This is a genomic window from Synechococcus sp. RedBA-s (assembly GCF_024345495.1).
Classification (GTDB): Bacteria; Cyanobacteriota; Cyanobacteriia; order PCC-6307; family Cyanobiaceae; genus Regnicoccus_A.
In genome coordinates, this window is record NZ_JAGQBF010000004.1 from 78,524 (window position 1) to 97,128 (window position 18,605).

The window sequence follows — 18,605 nt, forward strand, 5'->3', positions numbered from 1 at the left end:
ACCTTAACAGCGAGACCATGGTGGCCCGGCGCATCATTCCCTGCCTCGATGTGGCCGACGGCCGTGTGGTCAAGGGGGTTAATTTCGTCGGCCTGCGCGATGCCGGTGATCCCGTGGAGCTCGCCTGCCGCTACGACGCCGCCGGCGCCGATGAGTTGGTCTTTCTCGACATCGCCGCCAGCCACCAGGGCCGCGGCACCCTGGTGGATCTGGTGCGCCGCACCGCCGAGGCCGTCACCATCCCCTTCACCGTCGGCGGCGGCATCAGTGCTGTGGAGGGTGTCACCGAGCTGCTGCGGGCCGGTGCCGACAAGGTGAGCCTCAACTCCTCGGCGGTGGCGCGGCCGGAGCTGATCAGCGAGGGTGCCCGCCGCTTCGGCTGCCAGTGCATCGTCGTGGCCATCGATGCTCGCCGCCGCAGCGATGGCTTCGGCTGGGACGTGTTTGTCAAAGGCGGCCGCCAGAACACCGGCCTCGATGCCGTGGCCTGGGCCAAGCGGGCGGTGGCCCTCGGTTCCGGCGAGATCCTGCTCACCTCCATGGATGGCGACGGCACCCAGGCCGGCTACGACCTGGAGCTCACCCGCGCCGTGGCCGAGGCGGTGGAGGTGCCCGTGATCGCCTCCGGCGGTGCCGGCAGCATCGATCACATCGCCGCCGCCCTCGGCCAGGGCAAGGCTTCAGCGGCGCTGCTGGCCTCCCTGCTCCACGACGGCGTGCTGACGGTGCAGGCGATCAAGGCGGATCTGCTGGCGCGGGGCCTGGAGCTGCGGCCCCTGGAGGCTGAATCGTTGCTCGCGGCCTGATCGCTGTTGGCGGGCTGATCCCTGATCGCGACCGCTCGCAACGGCTCGTTACATTGATCACCAGGCCTTCGTCAGGCTTTCCACCGCTTCCCCCCGCCGTGCCGGCCCTGCAGCCGCCTCTCTCCACCGCCCTCGGCCTGCTGATGGTGGCTTTCGTTGTGGCGCTGGTGGCCTGGGCCCTGCAGCTGATGCAGGCCGCCAGCGATCGCCGCGAGTTCTCGTTGATGCTGGCCGGCTGCATGGTCTGCTCCGCCGCCGTGGGCCTGGCCACCGTGATGGTGCTCACCCTCACCGGCCCCAACCGCATCTCCAGCCGCGCCCTCTGGTTGCCCCAGCCCGTCGAGGGACCGGGCGTCAGCCTCGATGCGATCAACCTGCCCTGGGAGGGCTCCCTCGATTGCCTGGTGGATCCCGCTCGCTGCCCCGACCTGCGATTGTCCTGAGCGTTCCCCGCTCCCTTTCCATCGTTGAAGCCCGGTGATCCCCAGGCGGTGCGCGAGCTGTTCGAGGCCATCGCCCCTCGCTATGACCAGCTCAACGACTGGCTCTCCTTCGGTCTGCACCGCCTCTGGAAGCGCCAGGCGGCCCTGTGGTTGCGCCCCCGGCCTGGCCAGTGCCTGATCGATCTCTGCTGCGGCACCGGTGATCTCGCCCTTGTTCTGGCCGGGAAGGTGCGACCCAGCGGTCAGGTGCTCGGCCTCGATGCCGCTGCTGCTCCCCTGCAGGTGGCGGCGGCCCGCGCCGCCCGCCAGCCCTGGCTGCCGCTGCAGTGGCGCCAGGGGGATGCCCTGGCCAGCGGGCTGCCGTCCCAGTCGTTCGATGGGGCAGTGATGGCCTACGGGCTGCGCAACCTGGCCGATCCGGCTGAGGGGCTGAGGGAGTTGCGTCGCCTGCTGCGCCCCGGCGGCCGGGCGGCGGTGCTGGATTTCAACCGCCCCGACCCCAGCGCCCCGGCCGGTGCGCTGGCTGCGGCCTTCCAGCGCCTCTACCTGCGCCGGCTGGTGGTGCCCACCGCCCGCCTGTTCGATCTGCCCGAGCAGTACGCCTACCTGGAAGCCAGCCTGGAGCGCTTTCCCAGCGGCGCCGAGCAGGAGCGGCTGGCGCGCCGGGCGGGCTTCAGCTGGGTGCGCCACCGGCCCCTGGCCGCCGGCCAGATGGGCCTGCTGCAGCTGCTGGCCTGAGGGCAGCGGCCCGCCGCGCCGCCAGCTGGAACTGCCACACGGGAGAATGCCCGCCGTCGGTGGCGACCCCTCCTCCCCCATGCATTTCCAGGACATCATCGCCACCTTGAACAGCTTCTGGGCCCACCAGGGCTGCTTGCTGCTGCAGCCCTACGACACCGAAAAGGGCGCCGGCACGATGAGTCCGCACACAGTGCTGCGGGCGATCGGCCCCGAGCCCTGGGCCGTGGCCTACCCCGAACCCTGCCGCCGCCCCACCGATGGCCGCTACGGCGACAACCCCAACCGCGCCCAGCACTATTTCCAGTACCAGGTACTGATCAAGCCCTCCCCCAACGGCATCCAGGAGACCTACCTGGCTTCGCTCGAAGCCCTCGGCATCCGCCAGCGCGACCACGATATCCGTTTCGTCGAAGACAACTGGGAGTCGCCCACCCTCGGCGCCTGGGGGGTGGGCTGGGAGGTGTGGCTCGATGGCATGGAGGTCACCCAGTTCACCTATTTCCAGCAGTGCGGCGGGCTTGACTGCCGGCCGGTGTCGATCGAGATCACCTATGGCCTCGAGCGACTGGCCATGTACCTCCAGGACGTGGAGAGCATCTGGGACCTGAGCTGGAATGGCCAGCGCAGCTACGGCGACCTCTGGCTGGCCTCCGAGAAGGGCCAGTGCACCTACAACTTCGAGGCCTCCAACCCGGATCGCCTGCAGCAGCTCTTCGCCCTCTACGAAGCGGAAGCCGCTGATCTGGTGGTGGCGGGCCTGCCGGCGCCGGCCCTCGACTACGTGCTCAAGTGCAGCCACACCTTCAACCTGCTGGAGGCCCGCGGCGTGATCTCCGTGACCGAGCGCACCGCCACCATCGGCCGCATCCGTCATCTGGCGCGGCAGGTGGCCGAGGCCTGGCTGGAGGAGCGCCGCGCCCTGGGCTTTCCCCTGCTGGCGGCGCCCCTCAGGTGAAACGCACCCTGCTGGCGGTGGTGCTGATCGCCGGCAGCTTCCAGGCGGGCCGGCTCACGGAGCGGGCGATCTGGCCCTGCCGGCTGCGGCCGCTGGCCGCACTTGTGGCTCCGCTGCTGGGTCAGGAGTTGCCCAGCCCCCAGCTCTGTGAATTGATGCTCAACCTGCCCGGCTGACGACCATGGCCCCCTGAGTGGGGAACCCTTGCGGGGCTGGTGTTGGTCCCATGCCCTTTCTGGTGGTGTCGCTGGCCCTGGCGGGGCTGGCCCTGGGCACCGTGCCCCTGGCCGCCGCGCCCCGGTTGGCTCTCCTGCTGCTGCTGGGCGCCGCAGGCTGGTGGCGGGCACGGCGGCTGGGGGCACGGCCGCTGCCGGCGCTGGCGCTCGTGCTGATCGCCCCGTCGCTGCTGCTCTGGGCGCTCTGGCGCCAGCCCCAGCCTGGCCCGAACGATCCGATGCAGCTGCTGCAGGGCCAGGGCGGCCGTGAGCTGGTGCTGCGTGGTGAGCTCAGCAGCGATCCCCGCCAACGCGGCGATTCGGGGGGCTGCTCGGTGCCCTTGCGCATGGCGGGTGGCCGCACGGAGCTGCTGCTGGAGCCCTGCTTGCCCCTGCGCCAGGGCTGGCTGGTGGAGGCCGGCGGCACCCTGCGGCTACCGGCCACAGGCCCTCATCCGCTGCTGAGTGGTCCGGCGGAGCGCCTGGCCCGCCATGGCATCTGGAGCCAGCTGCGCCTGGGGGCCAGCACGGATCTGAAGGTGCTGGCGCGCCCAGCCACCCCCATCGCCGACCTGCGCCGACGCATGGCCGCCGCACTGATCGAGCAGGGCGGGGAGCGCCGGGGTGGCGTGCTGGCGGCCCTCGTGCTCGGCAGCGCCGTGGTGCCCCTGCCGGCGGATGTGGGCGCCAGCTTCCGGGCCGCCGGGCTCTCCCACGCCCTCGCCGCCTCCGGCTTCCACCTCTCGGTGCTGCTCGGGGCGGTGATGGCCTTGGGCCGGAGGCTGCCGCGGCCGCCCCGCTGCGCCCTGGCCGTGGGGGCGATGCTGCTGTTCCTGCTGCTGGCGGGCCCCCAGCCCTCGGTGGTGCGGGCGGTGCTGATGGGCGGGGTGGCCTTCGTGGTGCTGGAGAGCGGCGGACGGAGTCGTCCCCTGGGGGTGCTGCTGCTGAGCGTGTTGCTGATGCTGCTGGTGCAGCCCTGGTGGCTGCAGGACGTGGGCTTCCAGCTGTCGGTGGCGGCCACCGCCGGGCTGATCCTCACCGCCCGCCCCCTGGAGACGGCCCTGGCCGAGCGCCTGCCGGCCTGGGCGGCGGCCGGGCTGGCGGTGCCCGTGGCCGCCTCGCTCTGGACCCTGCCGCTGCAGGTGCATCACTTCGGCATCGTGCCCCTTTATGCGGTGCCCGCCAACCTGGTGGTGGCGCCCTTGCTCACTCCGCTCACGCTGGGTGCCATGGCGATGGCCCTGGTGGCGGTGCTGCTGCCGCCCCTGCTACCGCTGCTGGCCTGGCCGCTGCTGCCGCTGTGCGGCTTGTTGGTGGCGATCACCCGTGGCTTCGCGGCCCTGCCGATGGCCCAGTGGCAGCTGGGGCGGCCCGTCCCTCTGCTGGTGCTGCTCTTCGGCCTCTCCCTGCTTCCCTGGCTGTTGCCGGGCGCGGGGGCCTGGCCGCGGCGGCTGGGGGCGGCGGGGCTGGCGCTGGTGCTGGCACTGCACCTGGCCCTGCTCGGCGGCGATGCGCTGCTACTGGTGCACCGCTGGAGCGGGGATCTGCTGCTGGCTCGTCACAGGGGGCGTGGCGCCCTGGTCAGTGGCCGCGCCGATGGCCCCAGCTGTGCCGATGCCCGCAAGCTCGCCAGTGGCCTGGGTCTGGCCCGCTACGACTGGATCACCCTGCTCGACCCTGTCGCCTCGGATGATCCAGCCTGCTGGAGCGCTCAGACCTCCCTGCTGGTCTCCAGCAGCGCTGGCTCCAGCAGCCTGCAGCCAGGACAACGCCTGGAGAGCCCCGGTCTCAGCCTCGCTCCCCTCAGCGGCGACAGCCAGGCCCTGGCCCTCGGCATCGGCCGCCATCGCTGGTGGCTGCTGCCCGACCCCCAGTCGCTTGAGGCCTGGAGCCACCAAGGCCCAGCCGGCGGCGAACCGGTGGCGGGGGTGTGGCTGGGCTTCCGCCCCAGCCGGCGCCAACAGCAGCAGCTCAGTGCGGCCGCCCCGCGGCGGGTGTGGCTCAGCGGCGCAGCCCCCGGGTTGCCCCAGGGTTGGAGCGCCAGCGGGGCGAATGGCTCGCTGCAGGGAGCCGCCGGCTGATGACCCCGTGCAGATGAATCCGTAGAGTGGGTCCCGGCTCATCCACCGGTGTCTGCGGACACGGGAGGTTGGTCCTGGAGAGGTGGCTGAGTGGTCGAAAGCGAACGACTCGAAATCGTTTGAAGGGAAACCTTCCGTGGGTTCGAATCCCACCCTCTCCGCTTCTTGCCCAAAACGAGGATTTCCGGCTGATCAGCGAATTTGCCTGAGGCACCTGGATCCGCAGGCAAACTCGCTTTCCGCTCCCGATCGAGCTCGAACGGCTGGAAGCCCAGTACCGCTGGCCTGCTCACCGTGAGGGCGCTGAAGACCAGCAAGGTCGCCACCCTGACCTTGATGGTGGAACGTTGAGGCCGGATCGCTTCAGGGCCTGAACGGCGCCCATCCGAACTCCTGATCCTGGCTTTGGCCAAGGGGGTTGAAACAGGCATAAAGCCCTATTGCCACTGGAACCCTGGCCCCAGGTGCCAGCGTCAGCCACTCCGCCCCATCAACCCGAATCCTTCAAAACCCGGTGACGAGGCACCGGGTTTTGTTATGTGAGCCGCTCACGCATCGCTTCGCTCCCGGGGCGCGATTGATCAGCTGAGCTCGCGAACCCTGAGGGTGTCGACGTGCTGCTGGAAGGCCACGGCTTGGCCATCCTTCAACGTCCACACGTGGGCCATCTTCACAACCGCCGGCGCTCCGGAGATCTTGTGCTTCCACCTGTAGATCCCGAGCGCCACGACGGTGTCATCGGCGGCGACGAACTGCTCTGGCACCACGGCGAAGTCATCGCCAATCTCTCCGAGTCGCATGAAGACCCCTTCGAGCACGGCCTGTGGACCGATGTACGTGCCAGCCAGTGGAAATCTGTCGGCCTCGGCCCACTGAATGCCCTCAGCCATAACGGCGAGGGCGGCGGGTACGTCGCCCGCTGCGAAGCTCGCGTAGGCGTTTTCGATGATGTCTTTGTTGGTGGCCATCTCGTATGTCCTTAGGCCTTTCGGCGCCCTTGCTCCATTGTGGCAGTCCCGGCCGAGCAGCGGTTCTGCCTTGAGCACGACGATCTGGGTTTACTCGATCAGACGGCAGGCCTGCTGGGCTATCGCAGCCGCATGCAGCACTGGAGAGCGGCGCCAATCACCGAAGGCCACCGCTTCGCGAGCGAGAACCTCCAGGTGGGGCTTGGCGACATCGCCGAAGGCGGGATCGTCGGTTCGGTTGCACCAGCAGGCTGGGTTCCTAAAAGCAGCTGGAGCAGACCTGAAATCAGCAGCAGGGTCAACAATCCTGCTTTCGGCAGCCCTGGACGCAGTCTTCCGTTCCTTCCCCGGGAGCCCCCCTCAGCCCACGGCGGAGCTGCCCAGGCCCTCGCCGTCGTTGCGAAAGAAGCCGCTGAGGTTGACGCCGGCCTCGTGGGCCGCCACCGAGACCTGCAGTTTCTGCTCGTCGTCGAGGCCATCCCAGAAGGCGTGGAAGAGATCGAGGGAAGCCTTGGCGGTGCCCACCACCCCCATCAGCGAAAGAGGGACCGTGAGCCAGGGGAACACCAGCAGCACCACCGAGAGCACAGCTCCAACGGCCACACCGGCCTTGGCCGATTCCAGGCTGGTGCTCAGCACCAGGCGCAGCTGGGTGAGCCGGTCGAGTTCGCCCCGCTTGCGCAGGGCTTCGGTGCGTAGGGCCGTGAGCAACGCCTGGTAGGCGGCGTAGCAGACGATTCCGCCCACGGTGGATTCGGAGAAGAACTCCCTGCCGCTGAAGGCCCCGCCGTTCTGGTTGAGGTCGATCGAGGCCAGCCCCGCCAGGGGAGCGGCTTCCCAGCCAGCGCGGGGAATGCGGAAGGGGTCGCGTTCACGGGTCATCGCTGAGGCCTGATCCAGTGAATCCCAGCTTGCTCCACTCCGGGAGCTGCTGCCAGAGGGGGCGTGACTCCGGGGCTTGGCAGGCGCCGGGCGCCCGAGGTCAAGAATCACCCGATCAGCGGGATGATCAAAGCCGCTTCGATTAACATTTGAACATAGAACATGACATTCGTTTTACTGACAATCTTGCCTGGAACAGCGAAGTCATGCCTTGGCTCCTGAGCTGGTTTTGATTCTGGCTGGGTTGAGATGATCTGCTCCAAAAATAAGCATGAATGCTGGTCTGAGTACGCCTTTTTGTGATTAGCATGAATCCATCTCCCACCAGAGGCCACCATGACGAATGCGATCCCTATGGCTTCCCTACCGGCCGTCGACATGGTGGCCGCATCAGGTCAGGTGCATGAGGCGATGGAAGCGCTCCACGCCCTGCAGGAGTTGGCCAGTCGTGATCCGGCCTTCGCCCGGGCCCTGAAGCGCACCGGCTCCACCCATGCAGCCGCCAGCTTGGCCCGCGAGCACGGTCTGAACGTGAGCGCAGAGGCTCTCTGGCGCAATCGCGGTCGCCATGGCCTGCCAACCTGGCGTGGTTGATGAGCCGTGTCCCGTCGCTGCAGTTCCATGGCCAGCTCATCCCCACGACTGTTGTCTTCAGATAGTGAAGAGGTCGCGGTGGACTGCCCGGTGTATGTCGGAAGCGCCGCTGATCGCCTTGCCGATTGGTGTGCTCACGATGTGCTCCAGCAGGAGGATTCCGTGCTCGCGGCTCTGGCCCATATTTGCGAACGCCTGCATGCCCTTCCGGAGTCAACGCGCCGGGAGCAGGTCGTGGGCTTTGAGGCGGGAGCGGTGGCCACGCTGGTCTGCGCGGTCCAGTCCCAGATGAATCTGTCGGGCTGTTGCGGTCGTTGAGGCCTGGTCTCAGGGGGTCGGCTGCGTTTGCCTCCTGCTAGGTGCCCCTAGGCTCCAACGCCCAGCTGGTGGGGCGGCAGGCCATGGGCGCACCCATGTCATGCGTGATGCGGCATAATCAGTGGATTGTCCCCCTGCCGTTATGGCCGCCTTTGTGGATGGAGCCAGGCCCAGTCCGGAGCTGATGGAGGAAATCAGCCGGTTCTTCCGGCTCCTGAGCGAGCCGGCACGTCTGCAGCTGCTCTGTCTGCTGCGCTCCGAGCCGCTGGATGTCTCCAGCCTGATCCAGGCCACCGGATTCAGTCAGTCGCACATCAGCCGCCAGTTGGGACAGTTGCAGCGGGCGGGCCTGGTGAGCTGCGAACGCGAGGGCTCCCGGCTGATCTACTCAGCTGATGACGAGCTGGTGGAAGAGCTCTGCGTCCTGGTGCAGGGACGGCTCCGGCAGCGGCTCGAGGCCCAGCTTCTGCAGCTGCAAGCGGCCTGATCCGACGTTCTCCTGCGCCTTCCGTGGCCAGACTGATTCCATCCTCAGCACCGGACCAATGGAGAGGTCACTGCCGCAACGCCTCCAGGCCTGGGGGTTCAGCTGGGGCGGTTTGCTCGACAACCGCCACGGCGAATGGTGGGTGATGGCCCAGATGGCACTGATCACGGCCCATCTGCTGCCGGCGTACCCCAGCCCTGCCTCCCTCGGCCTCAACTGGCCGGCCTTGTTGCGGGTGCTGGGTCTGGTCCTGTTCATCGCCGGTCTGCTGCTGGCCGGCCAGGGAGCGCTCAACCTGGGTGACAGCCTCAGCCCCCTGCCTGAGCCCATGCCCGGCGCGCCTCTGGTGATGGCCGGGGCCTATGGCCGTTGCCGCCATCCCCTTTACCAGTCACTGCTGGTCTGCTCCCTGGGCGTGACGCTGGCGCGGGGAAGCCTGCTGCACCTGGCTCTGTTGCTGGCCCTGGCCCTGGTGCTGGGCAGCAAGGCTCGCCGAGAGGAGGCGGGCCTCTGCGCCGTCCATGGGGATTACACCGCCTACCGAACCGCAACCCCGGCGATCGTGCCTCACCTGCCCTGGCTCGACTGGCGCACCGGCCCCACCGCCCCGTCAGTGGGCTGAGCTGAGCGGTGGATGGTTGAGCTGTGCCCCAACGGCCCATGGGTCTGGCGCCGCAGGGCCTCGAAGCCGGTGAGCAGGGCCGAGCCGATCAACAGGCCGGCGAAGCCGAGCCGCAGTCTGCGCTCACTGAGGTGGGGGGCCAGTCGCTGGCCCAGCACGGCACCCACGGCGCCGCCGGCCAGCAGGGGCAGCATCAGAGCCAGGCTGGCGGAGGGCCAGTGGCCCAGCGCCAGCAGGGCCACCAGGCTGTTGGTGCTGATCAAAAGCAGGCTGGTGCCGCTGGCCAGGTGCATCGGCAGACCGGCCAGCAGCACCAGGGCGGGCACGATCGCAAAGCCGCCGCCCACGCCGGCAATGCCGGTGAGCAGACCCACCAGTACCCCCTGGGCCGCGAGGGCCTGGGGTGATCCGCCCGGCCTCTGGTTGTCAGGTCTTTCGCAGCCCTGGGCCGACCTGGGCGGCCGCGTTAGCAGCCAGGAGGCCACCAGGGCCGCTACGGAGAACACCCCCAGTTCAACCACCTCGGGGATCAGCTCGGCCTTCACCAGGCTGCCGCCGATCCAGGCACCTGCCAGGGCCGGCACCCCCAGGATCAGCGCCGGCCGCAGAGCCACCTGGCCGCGGCGGATGTAGGGCCCCACATTGCCCAGGGCCAGCAGGGTCACCACCAGGAGCGAGAGCGGAACGGCCTCCCGAGTGGGCAGGCCGGCTCCGCTCACCAGCAGGGGCAGCAGCAGGATCGAGCCACCGGCCCCCAGCACGGCGAGCAGAACGCCGATCAGCAGTCCGCCGCTGAGCAGCAGCAGCATCGTGCTGATGCCGATGCCGAGAATCACGCCCGCACCCGGTTCCAGGGCATGGCCGCCAGCAGGCGGGCCATGCCGCAGAAGCCGCTGATGCCGGCAAAGGTCAGGCCAGCCCCCACGAAGCCCGCCAGCCAGATCCAGCCCGGGGCCACGGTCTGGCTGAGGATCACCCCGAGCAGCACCAGGCCGCCGGCGGCGATTTGCACCTGGCGCATCAGCGGCAGGGGGGCGCCTGGGCGGCGCTCCATCGGCAGGCCTGCCTGCTGCCAGGCGCCCATGCCGCCATCGAGGCTGGAGAGGGGATAGGGATGGCCCGCGCGCAACAGGCTGGTGAGGCCCTTCTCGCTGCGGTTGCCGCCCTGGCAGACCAGCACCAGCGGCCCCTCGGGAAGGGTGCTGCTGGCGAGGCGGGAGAGGGGGATGTTGTGGCTGCCGGGAATGTGGCCGCCTACGTATTCCATCGGCTCGCGCACGTCGATCACCGTGAGCCTGTGTTCGCCGTGCTGGCGGCTGAGGTCGAGGGGGCTCAACCGAAAGGGGCTGAGCTGAGCTGAGGTCGGGGAGGTCATGGTGATGGCTCAGGAAGGGTTGGGACTGTTGTGCTCCAGGGGAAGGCCTTCTCGCTGCCAGGCACGCAGGCCACCGCGCAGGTTGGCCACCTGTGGTCGGCCGGCCTTGATCAGCTCCTGGGTGGCCAGGGCCGAGCGGCTGCCGGAATGGCAGAGCACCACCACCGGGCGCTCGGCTGGGATCTCGCCCAGACGCCGCTCCAGCTCCGGCAACGGAATCAACAAACTGCCTGAGATCCGACCATCGGGGCCGTTGAATTCCTCGGCCGAGCGCACGTCCACGAGGCAGAGGACGTTGTGGTGCTCCTGCACCCATCGGGGTCCCAGCTGGGGCAGGCCGGCATAGCTGCGCTGGATCGGAGCCCAGTCATCGGGATCGGGAGTGCTGGTCAGGGGGCGGCCGCTGCGCAGATTGGCGGGCAGGGCTTCCGCAAGCCGCCGCGGATGGGGCAGCTCCAGGTTCTCCATGTAGCCGACGAAGTCGCGCTCATCGGCCTCTCCGCCGAGGCGGGCGTTGTAGGCCTTCTCCTCGGTCACGGAGGTGACGCTGCGGCCGGTGTAGTCGTGGCCGGGGTAAAGTAGGCAGGACTCGGGCAGCGAGAGGATCTGCCCGGTGATCGAGCGGAACAGGGTGTGGGCATTGCCCTGCTGGAAATCGCAGCGGCCGCAGCCCCGCACCAGCAGGGCATCACCGGTGAAGGCCAGGCTGTGGTCGTCGAGCACGAAGGTGAGGCAGCCGTTGGTGTGGCCGGGGGTGGCGCGCACCTCCAGCGCACGGCCGCCGAAGGCCACCCGATCGCCTTGCCGCAGGGGCAGGGTCACGTTCTCGGCGCCGACGCCGGCGGCCAGGGCGATCGAGCTGCCGGTGGCGGCGTGCATCAGCCAGCTGCCCGTCACGTGGTCGGCGTGGGCGTGGGTGTCGAGGCAGGCCACCAGTTGGAGGCCCAGCTCCTGGACCAGGGCGAGATCACGGTCGTGCTGCTCGAAGACCGAATCGACCAGCAGGGCCTGGCCGCTGGTCACCTCGGCGATCAGGTAGGTGAAGGTGCCGGTGTCGGCATCGAAGAGCTGGCGGAAGAGCAGGGTGTTGCCGCCGGCAGCGGCAGCGAGGGAGAAGGAACTGGCGGGAGCGACGGCCATGGGGCCTTGATCGACAACTACTATGAGCATAGCCGCATAAGTATGGTCAGGCGCAGATTTCAGGACAGAACGCGCACTTCAATCGGGTTGCCGAGCAGGCGGGTTGTCGAGCAGACGGGCTGCGATCCCGCAGCGGGCCTCCGGTGGCGGTCCCCAGCAGCAAAGGTGTCCTGGATTTCAACCTCAGGCCCGAGCAGGTGATGGAGCTCCACGCCATGGGATCCGTGCAGCGTCGCAGCGATCAGACCTGAGCGGATGGCGCTGGATTGACGTGCCGCGTCTGCCGATCCACCGCTGCTCCGGCCGCTTTCCAGGCCGCGAAGCCAGGCGGAAACCCCTTGACCCGATCAAAACCCTGAACCTGAAGGGCCATCACTCCCATCGCTGATCGATAGCCGCTCGAGAGGCTGGGGTGATTGTTGGGAAACCGTCCCATGATTCCGTTCAGCGCGACTGGCATGGCGCCTCGGCAAGGGATGAGGTTCGCGACGGCGGCATCGACTCAAGCCTGGCCAGGAGATCCACTGGCGAATCGGGAGCGATCCTGGAGATCCCGTCCTGCAGGGCCAGGAGGTCAGGGCGCCAGCCGCTCGAGGCTCCAGAGGCCTGCCTCGCCATCAGCGCTGGGCCGATAGCGGAAGCGATCGTGCAGACGGTTCTCGCGGCCCTGCCAGAACTCGAATTCGAAGGGCACCACCCGCAGGCCACCCCAGGCCGGCGGCAGCGGCACCTCACCGCCGGCGAAGCGGCGCTGCATCGCCTGCCACTGGGCCTCCAGGATCGAGCGGGAGCCGATCACGGCGCTCTGCTGCGACACCCAGGCCCCCAGCCGGCTGCCGATCGGGCGCGAGAGGAAGTAGGCGAGCGATTCGGCGGCGCTGATGCGCTCGGCACGGCCCAGGATCGCCACCTGCCGCTCGAGCCCATACCAGGGAAACAGCAGGCTCACCTGGGGATGGGCGGCGATCTCGCTGGCCTTGCGGCTCTCGTAGTGGGTGAAGAACACGAAGCCCCTCGCGTCGAAGGCCTTGAGCAGCACAGTGCGGGCGCTGGGGCGGGAGCCATCGCTGGTGCCCAGCACCATGGCGTTGGGCTCGCTCAGCTCCGCCGCCACGGCCTGATCGAACCAGCGGCGGAACTGCGCCACCGGATCGGCCGCCAAATCGGTCCGCCGCAGGGCGGCAAGGCGGTAGTTGCGGCGCAGCTGGGCGGGATTGGTGGGGGCGGGGGACTCGCTCATGGCAGCTCATCGCAGAGGCTGGTCGCGCGTTAGATGGGTAACGGGGCGCCGTCAGGCATCCAAGGCACCAGGGGTTCCGGTTCCCTGAGGATCCAGTACAGAGAACCCGACAACAGCGCACTGAACAAACACCACACCGAGGTGAAGGCGTAGCCGTAGGCCAGGTGGGTGATCAGGAAGGCGCCGAGAATGCATCCGCCGAACCAGCGCAGCCTCCCCGAGCCACTGAGCAGCAAAGGCGCGGTGATGAGCAGCCCATACACCGTGCTGCCGACACCCAGGTTGATCCAACCATTCGCCAGCAAGCTGGTGGTGTAGTTGAGCGATCCGTTTACCACGGCGGGTTGGAGCACGGAACCATCCAGCAGCAGCGGCAACCAGAGCCCTGCGCCCACGAGCAGGCCCAGCACCAGCAAGATCTGCAGGAGGCGTCGCCGCAGACCAGGCGGCGCCTGCCGGTTCAGACGCAACACGCACCAGGGAAACCAGGCCAGCCAGAAGGCATAGGCGAAGAACAGATAACTGAGCGCGGCAGGGTGCACCAGCCAGCCGGAGCCGCCGGGGGCCAGGCCAAGCCAGACCACACCCTCCAGGGCCTGTTGCGTCGAGAAGAACAACGGCGAGAGGGCCAGGGGCAGCAGGTCGCTGCGCTGCTGAGCCTGGCTATAGCGCACGGCGCCGATTCCCAGGGGCAACAGAGCGGCCGCCACCACGAAGCTGGCACTGCTGGAGAAGCACATCGACGTGAGGCCGTCTCCGGCAGCGTTGGGTTCGGCACCAGCTTGGCTGGAGCAGGGGGTTGGCTGGAGCAGCCGGGGTGAAACCGATGGATCAGCCGCTAGCGCTGCTGTCATCGATCGCACTGCCAGCAGGGTTGGGGCCATGGCTAGTCTCACGATCCGAAACCTCGATGACGCCACCAAGGCCCGACTGCGGCTTCAGGCGGCGCTGCCACCGCCAGCGCCTGCTCCAGTTCGGGGATGAACACGGCGTCCATGCCGCGCAGATCGCCCACCTTGAAGTCGAAGACCTTGTCGTCTGGGTAGTTCTCCATCACGAAGGCCGGACGGTTGGCCTTGGTGCCGTGGCAGGCCAGACAGCTGGGTTCCACGTTGATGCGGCGCTAATCGTTCACGCCGGCGCTCTGCCCGGCGCCAGCCGGCTCCCACAGGCCGGTGATCTCGGGATGGAGCTCCAGCAGATCGATCACCTGCTTCTCCTGAGGTCCAGCGGGAGCGTGGTTGGGGTTGCGGTACTTGCTGGCCATCTGGCGCACCTGCCAGCCGTTCTCCTTGCCGATGGCTCTCGCCCGCATCGCCACCGGCTTGCAGACCTCCTTCATCGTTTCCATGGTGGGATCCTCGCTTCGGTCCTCGAGCGTGGAGGCCAGCGACACCCGCTTCTGATCAAGGGCCTCCATCTCGATCACGGCCCTGGCGAGGCCGGCTTGTGCGCTCTGCTCGGCCAGGGCCGTTTGGGCTGCGGCGCTGAGTAGCACAGAGCACCGAGCATCACGATCGCCGCAGTGGCGGCGGCGATCGTGAGCAGCCGTCTGAGCAGACGGATCAGGGCCCGCCGCGGGGCCGCAACAATCTGAAAGGGGAGTGGGGCCTGACTTCATGGTGATCTCCGCGCTGTCGGTGTGCTGGTGGGAAGGAAGCGTCGATGCAGAACAAGGGGGACGTTGTGCACATTGCGCTCGTGCATCGCCTCGATGCCCAGACCACCGCGGTTGAGCACATCAGCCCAGGTGTTGATCACGCGGCCTTGGCCATCGATGATCGACTGGTTGAAGTTGAGGGCGTTGAGGTTGAAGGAGAAGCTGGCCACCGCCAGGGCCGCGAACCAGAGGCCCACCACCGGCCAGGCGGCCAGGAAGAAGTGCAGGCTGCGGCTGTTGTTGAAGGAGGCGTACTGGAAGGTCAGGCGACCGAAGTAACGGTGGGCGGCCACGATGTTGTAGGTCTCTTCCTCCTGGCCGAACTTGTAGCCACGGTTCTGGCTTTCGGTTTCGGTGGTCGTCCGCACCAGTGAACTGGTGACCAGAGAACCATGCATGGCGGCGAACAGGGCTCCGCCAAACACATCCGTCACACCGAGCATGTGGAAGCGGCGCATCAGCACGTTGTGCTCAGCCTGCAGCACCAGCATGAAGTTGAAGGTACCCGAAATCCCGAGCGGCATGGCATCGGAGAAGGAGCCCTGGCCGATGGCATAGATCAGCAGCACAGCGGTGGCGGCCGCCACAGGAGCGGAGCAAGCCACGGTGATCTGGGGGCGCATCCCCAGCCGGGTGCTGAGCTCCCACTCACGTCCCATGAAGGACTCCCAGGGCTGGCCGCGCCTGCGGCTGAGGGTGGAGGTGGGCCTGGGATCACAACGACTGGACAGGGATGGGGCGATGACGGCCGGGCCCGTTGGTCCGATGCTTTCCCTTCATCCTTTTACAGCATTAACGTTGAAGCGGCTTAGGCGTGTGGGCTCATGAGGCCCGTGCGGCTCGTCCAATCCCGCCAGCCGTTGATGCATCCCTGCAGCTCTAGCCAGGAGATAGTGGTAGCTTGATAGATCGCTCCAGTTTTTCAGTCCGGCTTCGCACCGGCATCGGCTCAGCCAGGACATCAGCAATGGAACAACTCACGGCCGAAGGGCTTGAGGTCGTCAACGACCTAGCCCAGCGGTATGGCTTCAGTCAGGACGCCGTGCTGCACATGACCTTCGCCATGCTCAAAGGACGTGGCGGCATGGCTCAGTTCAACCATCCGGAATTCGCCGGCTCCGGCCAGTGGATGAACGGCGGCATGATGATGCTCGGCGACATGTTCAACCAGGGACTCAAGGCCCGCGTTGATGGGCTCTGCCAGGGGCTCGCCGTGGCAATCTCCAGCCAGCCCAATCTCTTTCCCCGCGGCAGCTTTCAGTCGCAGAGCCAGAGCGGCGGCGGGCAGCAGATGCACGTCGGCGGCGGCGGTCTCCAGCAGTCCAGTGGTGGCGGCCAGCAGATGCAGAGCTCCGTCGGCATGGCGCCGATGACACCGATGGCGCCAATGACGTCGATGGCACCGATGAACTTCGGATCAGGGGCCCTGTTCACCCCTGATCCCCAGGACAACTGGTGGCCCGCGGAACTCGGCAGCCCCAGCTCCAGCGGTTCCCAGAATGAGGTGCGCTACGCCTATTTCCCGGCCGCCGGTCGTCTGGCGGTGAATGTCAACGGCAAGGTCAGCCTTTACGACACCAGCGGCCACCAGATCGCCGGATTCTCCTCTCAGCAGCAGTCTTCAGGCGGCGGGCTGACGTTCAGCACCGGCGCCGGCAGCATCAGCCTCACCCACCTGCCATCGGTAAACGCCGCTCCAGCGCCAGCTGCCGCCACTCCGGTGGCTCCGGCCAGTGCAGAGCAACCCCCTGCTGCTCCGGCCAGAGCTGAACCGGCCGTTGCTGCCACCGATGTCTTCGCCACCCTCGAGCGTCTCGGTGACCTCATGCAGAAGGGCATCCTCACAGAAGAGGAATTTGCCGCTAAAAAAGCCGAGCTGCTGAGCCGCCTTTAGGACCACTGGCCCACATCGTTATCCCAGGGGATCTGGATGATCGGCTTCTCTGCAGCCATGTTCTGCGTTGACATCGTGCCCAGCAATCTTTGTTTTGAGACGGGTTCGCTCATTGTCTGATCCTGCTTAGCGTGCGAGGTTGCGGAGCAAGGCAATGGCACTGCTGCGGATGGACCCGGGATCTGCTCTAGGGCATTTCCTCAGTGCAGATTGCGCTTTAATCCCTTTATGACGCTCTCGTTGTAAGAACTTATCCATTAGAGCTTGCATTGCGCTTCGATCTCCGGGCTTCCCGGCCCCGGCCACAGCAGGTGCACTCTGGGGATGCGGCCGGTGAGGTGCCGGTGCCAGCTAGCTGGGTCGGCCCAGTTCGATGTCGCCGGCCTTGATCCCAGGCCCAGCGCGGTGGCTCCATTGCGGCTGGAGTTGCCCCTGGCGGATGGAGAGAGCATCGGGCTGACCCTTGGGGGAGACGTGGTCCCCGCCCTGAGAGACCAGCCGTGAGCCAAAAAAAAGAGGAGGGCCTACCACAGCCCGCCCCTCGGAACGTCTTACAAAATGTAACATCTCCAGCGGGTGAAGCGTGGATTTCCCTAGTGGGATTTCTACCCCCCTTTTTGGCCCCCATGGCGCTCGCTGCCGATCAGGGCCTGGCTGCGGCCTTCAGGTCTAGGTTGGGTCCGTTGCTTCGGGGGCTCGCCTTGCCCTGGTTCGTGAAGCTGGAGCAGGGTCAGGTGGACCGTGCCCATTTCGATGCCCACCTGCGCGACCACCTTGATTGGGTGGCTGATCTGCAGCGGCGCGGCCACCAGGCCAGCAGCGGCTACTGGCGCGAGCGCAAGGGCATGAACGGCGACGGTGCCGGTGGCATGTTGCTGTTCCAGGCCCGCGACTGGCAGGAGGCCGAGGCGATCGTCCTGAGCGATCCCCTGGTCCGCTCCGGTTGCGTCAGCTGGGTTATGCACGAGTGGCGGGTGGTGGCTGGTGTGATGCAGGAGGTTGCTCCGTCTCAGACTCCCAGCCCATCACAGCCTCCTGTCCCATGGTGAGGCTCTCGATCGCCAACACCGTCAGCGACCTGATCCAGGGAGATGTGAACGAGCATCTGCCCCTAGAGCGGATTCCCCTCGAGGGCGATGTGCTCGGTCTTGGCACCACCACCAGCCTCGACAACGGCGAGCTCACCTTCCTGCATCAGCCCGGTGCCGCCCGCACCCACATCTATAAATGCCAGGCCCTCGATGGCGGCATCCGGCGGCTGCGCCCCGGAGACGGGGCCTCCCACTTTCCCTATGTGTGCTTCAGCGGCGATGCCAGTGCCCTTCGCCAGCCGGTGGATCTCGCCGGCCTGGGCCCCAGTGCCGGGGTGCCGCTGCAGGAGCTGGTGGGGCAGGCGATCGCCGGCTCGATTGCGGCTGACCGGATGGAGCCAGCGCCGATCGTGGGGGTCCGGCTTCGGGCCACGTGGAGCTGCCTGGTGATCACGGTGGCGTCCAAGCTCTGCATGGGCCAGCGACGCCGCAACACGGACACCGTGGATCCAGACGCGGCCGCGAGCCTCTACTCCAACCTTCAGCACTACCGCCTGGCAGCGCAGGATCCCGGCGATCCGGCCGATCCGATCCACTACCTCGGCCGGAGCCTGGAGTGGGATTGCTGCGGCTTCTGGGACACCCGGCCCGAGAGCGGACGCGTCACCGTGCCGGCGGTGGATGCCCATCTGCACCTGCACGGCTGTAGCAGCGACCTGCGCCACGGCGGCCACCTGCACCATGAGCATGCGGGCACCCGGCTCTTGCGGCTCGACACTTTGGCCCTCTACCCCTTCATGGAGTTGTGTAGCCTCGGGTCAGATCTGGCGGTGGAGCGGGCGAGCTACGGCGCTGGCGTGCTGCGGTTCACCATCACGAACCGTGGCTCGCTCGATGTGAGCGATGTGGGCGTGGCGGTGGTGATCGACGACCGCTATTCCGACCACCATTACCTGCGCCTGCCCTGGCTGGCCGCCGGCGCCGAGGAATCCTTCACCCTGGCGCTCGAACTGGCGCCCGGAGCCCATGAACTGCTGGTGCTGGCGGATCCGCAGCACCAGGTGCTCGAGCCCCAGGCCCTGCGGGAGAACAACCGGGCCCGGTTGCAGGTGGTGGTCTGAGCGGAAGCGCTGCCTAAGTTGATGCCATCCAA

General features: G+C 67.7%; 23 protein-coding genes, 1 tRNA gene and 2 pseudogenes. 15 read left to right on the forward strand and 11 right to left on the reverse strand.

What is annotated here, in order from left to right:
• Positions 1-17: 17 nt before the first annotated feature.
• From hisF to KBY67_RS02590, 7 genes are all read left to right on the forward strand, one after another.
• Complete coding sequence (gene hisF / locus KBY67_RS02560; protein WP_255108400.1) at positions 18-806, forward strand: imidazole glycerol phosphate synthase subunit HisF; 789 nt, start codon at positions 18-20, stop codon at positions 804-806.
• Between the two features lie 98 nt (positions 807-904).
• The gene (locus KBY67_RS02565) at positions 905-1,249 is read left to right on the forward strand and encodes a hypothetical protein (protein ID WP_255108402.1); all 345 of its coding nucleotides are present in this window, start codon (positions 905-907) and stop codon (positions 1,247-1,249) included.
• Positions 1,250-1,273: 24 nt separating this feature from the next.
• Positions 1,274-1,987 carry a bifunctional demethylmenaquinone methyltransferase/2-methoxy-6-polyprenyl-1,4-benzoquinol methylase UbiE gene (ubiE, locus tag KBY67_RS02570; RefSeq protein ID WP_255108404.1) on the forward strand — a complete coding sequence of 238 codons (714 nt, stop codon included), beginning with the start codon at positions 1,274-1,276 and terminating at the stop codon, positions 1,985-1,987.
• 79 nt (positions 1,988-2,066) lie between these two features.
• Positions 2,067-2,945, forward strand: a complete 879-nt coding sequence (glyQ, locus tag KBY67_RS02575; protein ID WP_255108406.1) for a glycine--tRNA ligase subunit alpha — start codon at positions 2,067-2,069, stop codon at positions 2,943-2,945.
• The gene (locus KBY67_RS02580) at positions 2,942-3,121 is read left to right on the forward strand and encodes a hypothetical protein (RefSeq protein WP_255108408.1); all 180 of its coding nucleotides are present in this window, start codon (positions 2,942-2,944) and stop codon (positions 3,119-3,121) included. Before glyQ ends, KBY67_RS02580 begins: the two co-directional genes overlap by 4 nt.
• Positions 3,122-3,171: 50 nt before the next feature.
• Complete coding sequence (locus tag KBY67_RS02585) at positions 3,172-5,241, forward strand: ComEC/Rec2 family competence protein (RefSeq protein WP_255108411.1); 2,070 nt, start codon at positions 3,172-3,174, stop codon at positions 5,239-5,241.
• A 76-nt stretch (positions 5,242-5,317) separates the two neighbouring features.
• Positions 5,318-5,402 (forward strand) — tRNA-Ser (locus KBY67_RS02590).
• A 420-nt stretch (positions 5,403-5,822) separates the two neighbouring features.
• On the opposite strand, the gene KBY67_RS02595 is transcribed toward KBY67_RS02590, so the two are convergent.
• From KBY67_RS02595 to KBY67_RS02605, 3 genes are all read right to left on the reverse strand, one after another.
• Entirely contained in the window at positions 5,823-6,287 is a 465-nt protein-coding gene (locus KBY67_RS02595; RefSeq protein WP_255108413.1) for a nuclear transport factor 2 family protein, read from the reverse strand.
• Positions 6,288-6,569: 282 nt separating this feature from the next.
• Positions 6,570-7,091 carry a hypothetical protein gene (locus tag KBY67_RS02600; protein ID WP_255108415.1) on the reverse strand — a complete coding sequence of 174 codons (522 nt, stop codon included), beginning with the start codon at positions 7,089-7,091 and terminating at the stop codon, positions 6,570-6,572.
• Positions 7,092-7,198: 107 nt separating this feature from the next.
• Positions 7,199-7,471 carry a hypothetical protein gene (locus tag KBY67_RS02605; protein ID WP_255108417.1) on the reverse strand — a complete coding sequence of 91 codons (273 nt, stop codon included), beginning with the start codon at positions 7,469-7,471 and terminating at the stop codon, positions 7,199-7,201.
• On the opposite strand from KBY67_RS02605, the gene KBY67_RS02610 reads away from it, so the two are divergent.
• The 4 genes from KBY67_RS02610 (at position 7,470) to KBY67_RS02625 (ending at position 9,112) form a co-directional block, all read left to right on the forward strand.
• On the forward strand, positions 7,470-7,685 hold the full coding sequence (locus KBY67_RS02610) for a Nif11-like leader peptide family natural product precursor (RefSeq protein WP_255108419.1): 216 nt from the start codon (positions 7,470-7,472) through the stop codon (positions 7,683-7,685). The genes KBY67_RS02605 and KBY67_RS02610 overlap by 2 nt on opposite strands.
• A gap of 27 nt (positions 7,686-7,712) precedes the next feature.
• The gene (locus KBY67_RS02615; protein WP_255108421.1) at positions 7,713-8,003 is read left to right on the forward strand and encodes a hypothetical protein; all 291 of its coding nucleotides are present in this window, start codon (positions 7,713-7,715) and stop codon (positions 8,001-8,003) included.
• Positions 8,004-8,145: 142 nt separating this feature from the next.
• Positions 8,146-8,490, forward strand: a complete 345-nt coding sequence (locus KBY67_RS02620; RefSeq protein ID WP_255108423.1) for a metalloregulator ArsR/SmtB family transcription factor — start codon at positions 8,146-8,148, stop codon at positions 8,488-8,490.
• Positions 8,491-8,548: 58 nt separating this feature from the next.
• A complete protein-coding gene (locus KBY67_RS02625) occupies positions 8,549-9,112 on the forward strand; it encodes an isoprenylcysteine carboxylmethyltransferase family protein (RefSeq protein ID WP_255108426.1) in 564 nt (187 codons plus the stop codon).
• Here the strand turns inward: KBY67_RS02625 and KBY67_RS02630 are convergent.
• The 6 genes from KBY67_RS02630 to KBY67_RS02655 form a co-directional block, all read right to left on the reverse strand.
• Positions 9,058-9,921: a sulfite exporter TauE/SafE family protein gene (locus KBY67_RS02630; protein WP_255108483.1), complete on the reverse strand. Its 864-nt coding sequence runs from the start codon at positions 9,919-9,921 to the stop codon at positions 9,058-9,060. The two genes, KBY67_RS02625 and KBY67_RS02630, sit on opposite strands and share 55 nt — an antisense overlap.
• Before the next feature lie 23 nt (positions 9,922-9,944).
• Positions 9,945-10,487 (reverse strand): rhodanese-like domain-containing protein, encoded by a 543-nt coding sequence (locus KBY67_RS02635; RefSeq protein ID WP_255108428.1) that lies wholly within the window; start codon positions 10,485-10,487, stop codon positions 9,945-9,947.
• A 9-nt stretch (positions 10,488-10,496) separates the two neighbouring features.
• Entirely contained in the window at positions 10,497-11,627 is a 1,131-nt protein-coding gene (locus KBY67_RS02640; protein ID WP_255108430.1) for an MBL fold metallo-hydrolase, read from the reverse strand.
• Positions 11,628-11,868: 241 nt separating this feature from the next.
• A complete protein-coding gene (locus tag KBY67_RS02645; protein WP_255108432.1) occupies positions 11,869-12,087 on the reverse strand; it encodes a hypothetical protein in 219 nt (72 codons plus the stop codon).
• Between the two features lie 114 nt (positions 12,088-12,201).
• Positions 12,202-12,867 carry a pyridoxamine 5'-phosphate oxidase gene (pdxH, locus tag KBY67_RS02650; protein WP_255108434.1) on the reverse strand — a complete coding sequence of 222 codons (666 nt, stop codon included), beginning with the start codon at positions 12,865-12,867 and terminating at the stop codon, positions 12,202-12,204.
• Positions 12,868-12,896: 29 nt separating this feature from the next.
• Positions 12,897-13,751, reverse strand: coding sequence for a DUF6629 family protein (locus tag KBY67_RS02655; protein ID WP_255108435.1), 855 nt, complete (start codon positions 13,749-13,751; stop codon positions 12,897-12,899).
• On the opposite strand from KBY67_RS02655, the gene KBY67_RS14820 reads away from it, so the two are divergent.
• Entirely contained in the window at positions 13,750-13,851 is a 102-nt protein-coding gene (locus KBY67_RS14820) for a FitA-like ribbon-helix-helix domain-containing protein (protein ID WP_399213772.1), read from the forward strand. The genes KBY67_RS02655 and KBY67_RS14820 overlap by 2 nt on opposite strands.
• A gap of 52 nt (positions 13,852-13,903) precedes the next feature.
• On the opposite strand, the pseudogene KBY67_RS14825 reads toward KBY67_RS14820, so the two are convergent.
• Positions 13,904-14,488: pseudogene (locus tag KBY67_RS14825) on the reverse strand (DUF3365 domain-containing protein); the annotation flags it as partial.
• Positions 14,485-15,192, reverse strand: a pseudogene (locus KBY67_RS02670) (Photosystem Q(B) protein 1); the annotation flags it as partial. The pseudogenes KBY67_RS14825 and KBY67_RS02670, both read right to left, overlap by 4 nt.
• Before the next feature lie 302 nt (positions 15,193-15,494).
• Between KBY67_RS02670 and KBY67_RS02675 the strand changes: the two are divergent.
• The 3 genes from KBY67_RS02675 to KBY67_RS02685 all read left to right on the forward strand — a co-directional run bounded on the left by KBY67_RS02675 (position 15,495) and on the right by KBY67_RS02685 (position 18,573).
• Complete coding sequence (locus KBY67_RS02675) at positions 15,495-16,421, forward strand: SHOCT domain-containing protein (RefSeq protein WP_255108442.1); 927 nt, start codon at positions 15,495-15,497, stop codon at positions 16,419-16,421.
• 626 nt (positions 16,422-17,047) lie between these two features.
• Complete coding sequence (locus KBY67_RS02680; RefSeq protein ID WP_255108444.1) at positions 17,048-17,470, forward strand: YciI family protein; 423 nt, start codon at positions 17,048-17,050, stop codon at positions 17,468-17,470.
• On the forward strand, positions 17,464-18,573 hold the full coding sequence (locus KBY67_RS02685) for a CARDB domain-containing protein (RefSeq protein WP_255108446.1): 1,110 nt from the start codon (positions 17,464-17,466) through the stop codon (positions 18,571-18,573). Before KBY67_RS02680 ends, KBY67_RS02685 begins: the two co-directional genes overlap by 7 nt.
• Positions 18,574-18,605: the final 32 nt, after the last annotated feature.

Coding starts and splice junctions, on each gene's coding strand:
- hisF (WP_255108400.1), top strand. CDS start 18: ATGGTGGCCCGGCGCATCATTCCCTGCCTCGATGTGGCCGACGGCCGT.
- glyQ (WP_255108406.1), top strand. CDS start 2,067: ATGCATTTCCAGGACATCATCGCCACCTTGAACAGCTTCTGGGCCCAC.
- KBY67_RS02585 (WP_255108411.1), top strand. CDS start 3,172: ATGCCCTTTCTGGTGGTGTCGCTGGCCCTGGCGGGGCTGGCCCTGGGC.
- KBY67_RS02600 (WP_255108415.1), bottom strand. CDS start 7,091: ATGACCCGTGAACGCGACCCCTTCCGCATTCCCCGCGCTGGCTGGGAA.
- KBY67_RS02610 (WP_255108419.1), top strand. CDS start 7,470: ATGGTGGCCGCATCAGGTCAGGTGCATGAGGCGATGGAAGCGCTCCAC.
- KBY67_RS02605 (WP_255108417.1), bottom strand. CDS start 7,471: ATGTCGACGGCCGGTAGGGAAGCCATAGGGATCGCATTCGTCATGGTG.
- KBY67_RS02615 (WP_255108421.1), top strand. CDS start 7,713: ATGGCCAGCTCATCCCCACGACTGTTGTCTTCAGATAGTGAAGAGGTC.
- KBY67_RS02620 (WP_255108423.1), top strand. CDS start 8,146: ATGGCCGCCTTTGTGGATGGAGCCAGGCCCAGTCCGGAGCTGATGGAG.
- KBY67_RS02625 (WP_255108426.1), top strand. CDS start 8,549: ATGGAGAGGTCACTGCCGCAACGCCTCCAGGCCTGGGGGTTCAGCTGG.
- KBY67_RS02630 (WP_255108483.1), bottom strand. CDS start 9,921: ATGCTGCTGCTGCTCAGCGGCGGACTGCTGATCGGCGTTCTGCTCGCC.
- KBY67_RS02635 (WP_255108428.1), bottom strand. CDS start 10,487: ATGACCTCCCCGACCTCAGCTCAGCTCAGCCCCTTTCGGTTGAGCCCC.
- KBY67_RS02640 (WP_255108430.1), bottom strand. CDS start 11,627: ATGGCCGTCGCTCCCGCCAGTTCCTTCTCCCTCGCTGCCGCTGCCGGC.
- KBY67_RS02645 (WP_255108432.1), bottom strand. CDS start 12,087: ATGCCAGTCGCGCTGAACGGAATCATGGGACGGTTTCCCAACAATCAC.
- pdxH (WP_255108434.1), bottom strand. CDS start 12,867: ATGAGCGAGTCCCCCGCCCCCACCAATCCCGCCCAGCTGCGCCGCAAC.
- KBY67_RS14820 (WP_399213772.1), top strand. CDS start 13,750: ATGGCTAGTCTCACGATCCGAAACCTCGATGACGCCACCAAGGCCCGA.
- KBY67_RS02655 (WP_255108435.1), bottom strand. CDS start 13,751: ATGGCCCCAACCCTGCTGGCAGTGCGATCGATGACAGCAGCGCTAGCG.
- KBY67_RS02675 (WP_255108442.1), top strand. CDS start 15,495: ATGGAACAACTCACGGCCGAAGGGCTTGAGGTCGTCAACGACCTAGCC.
- KBY67_RS02680 (WP_255108444.1), top strand. CDS start 17,048: ATGGCGCTCGCTGCCGATCAGGGCCTGGCTGCGGCCTTCAGGTCTAGG.
- KBY67_RS02685 (WP_255108446.1), top strand. CDS start 17,464: ATGGTGAGGCTCTCGATCGCCAACACCGTCAGCGACCTGATCCAGGGA.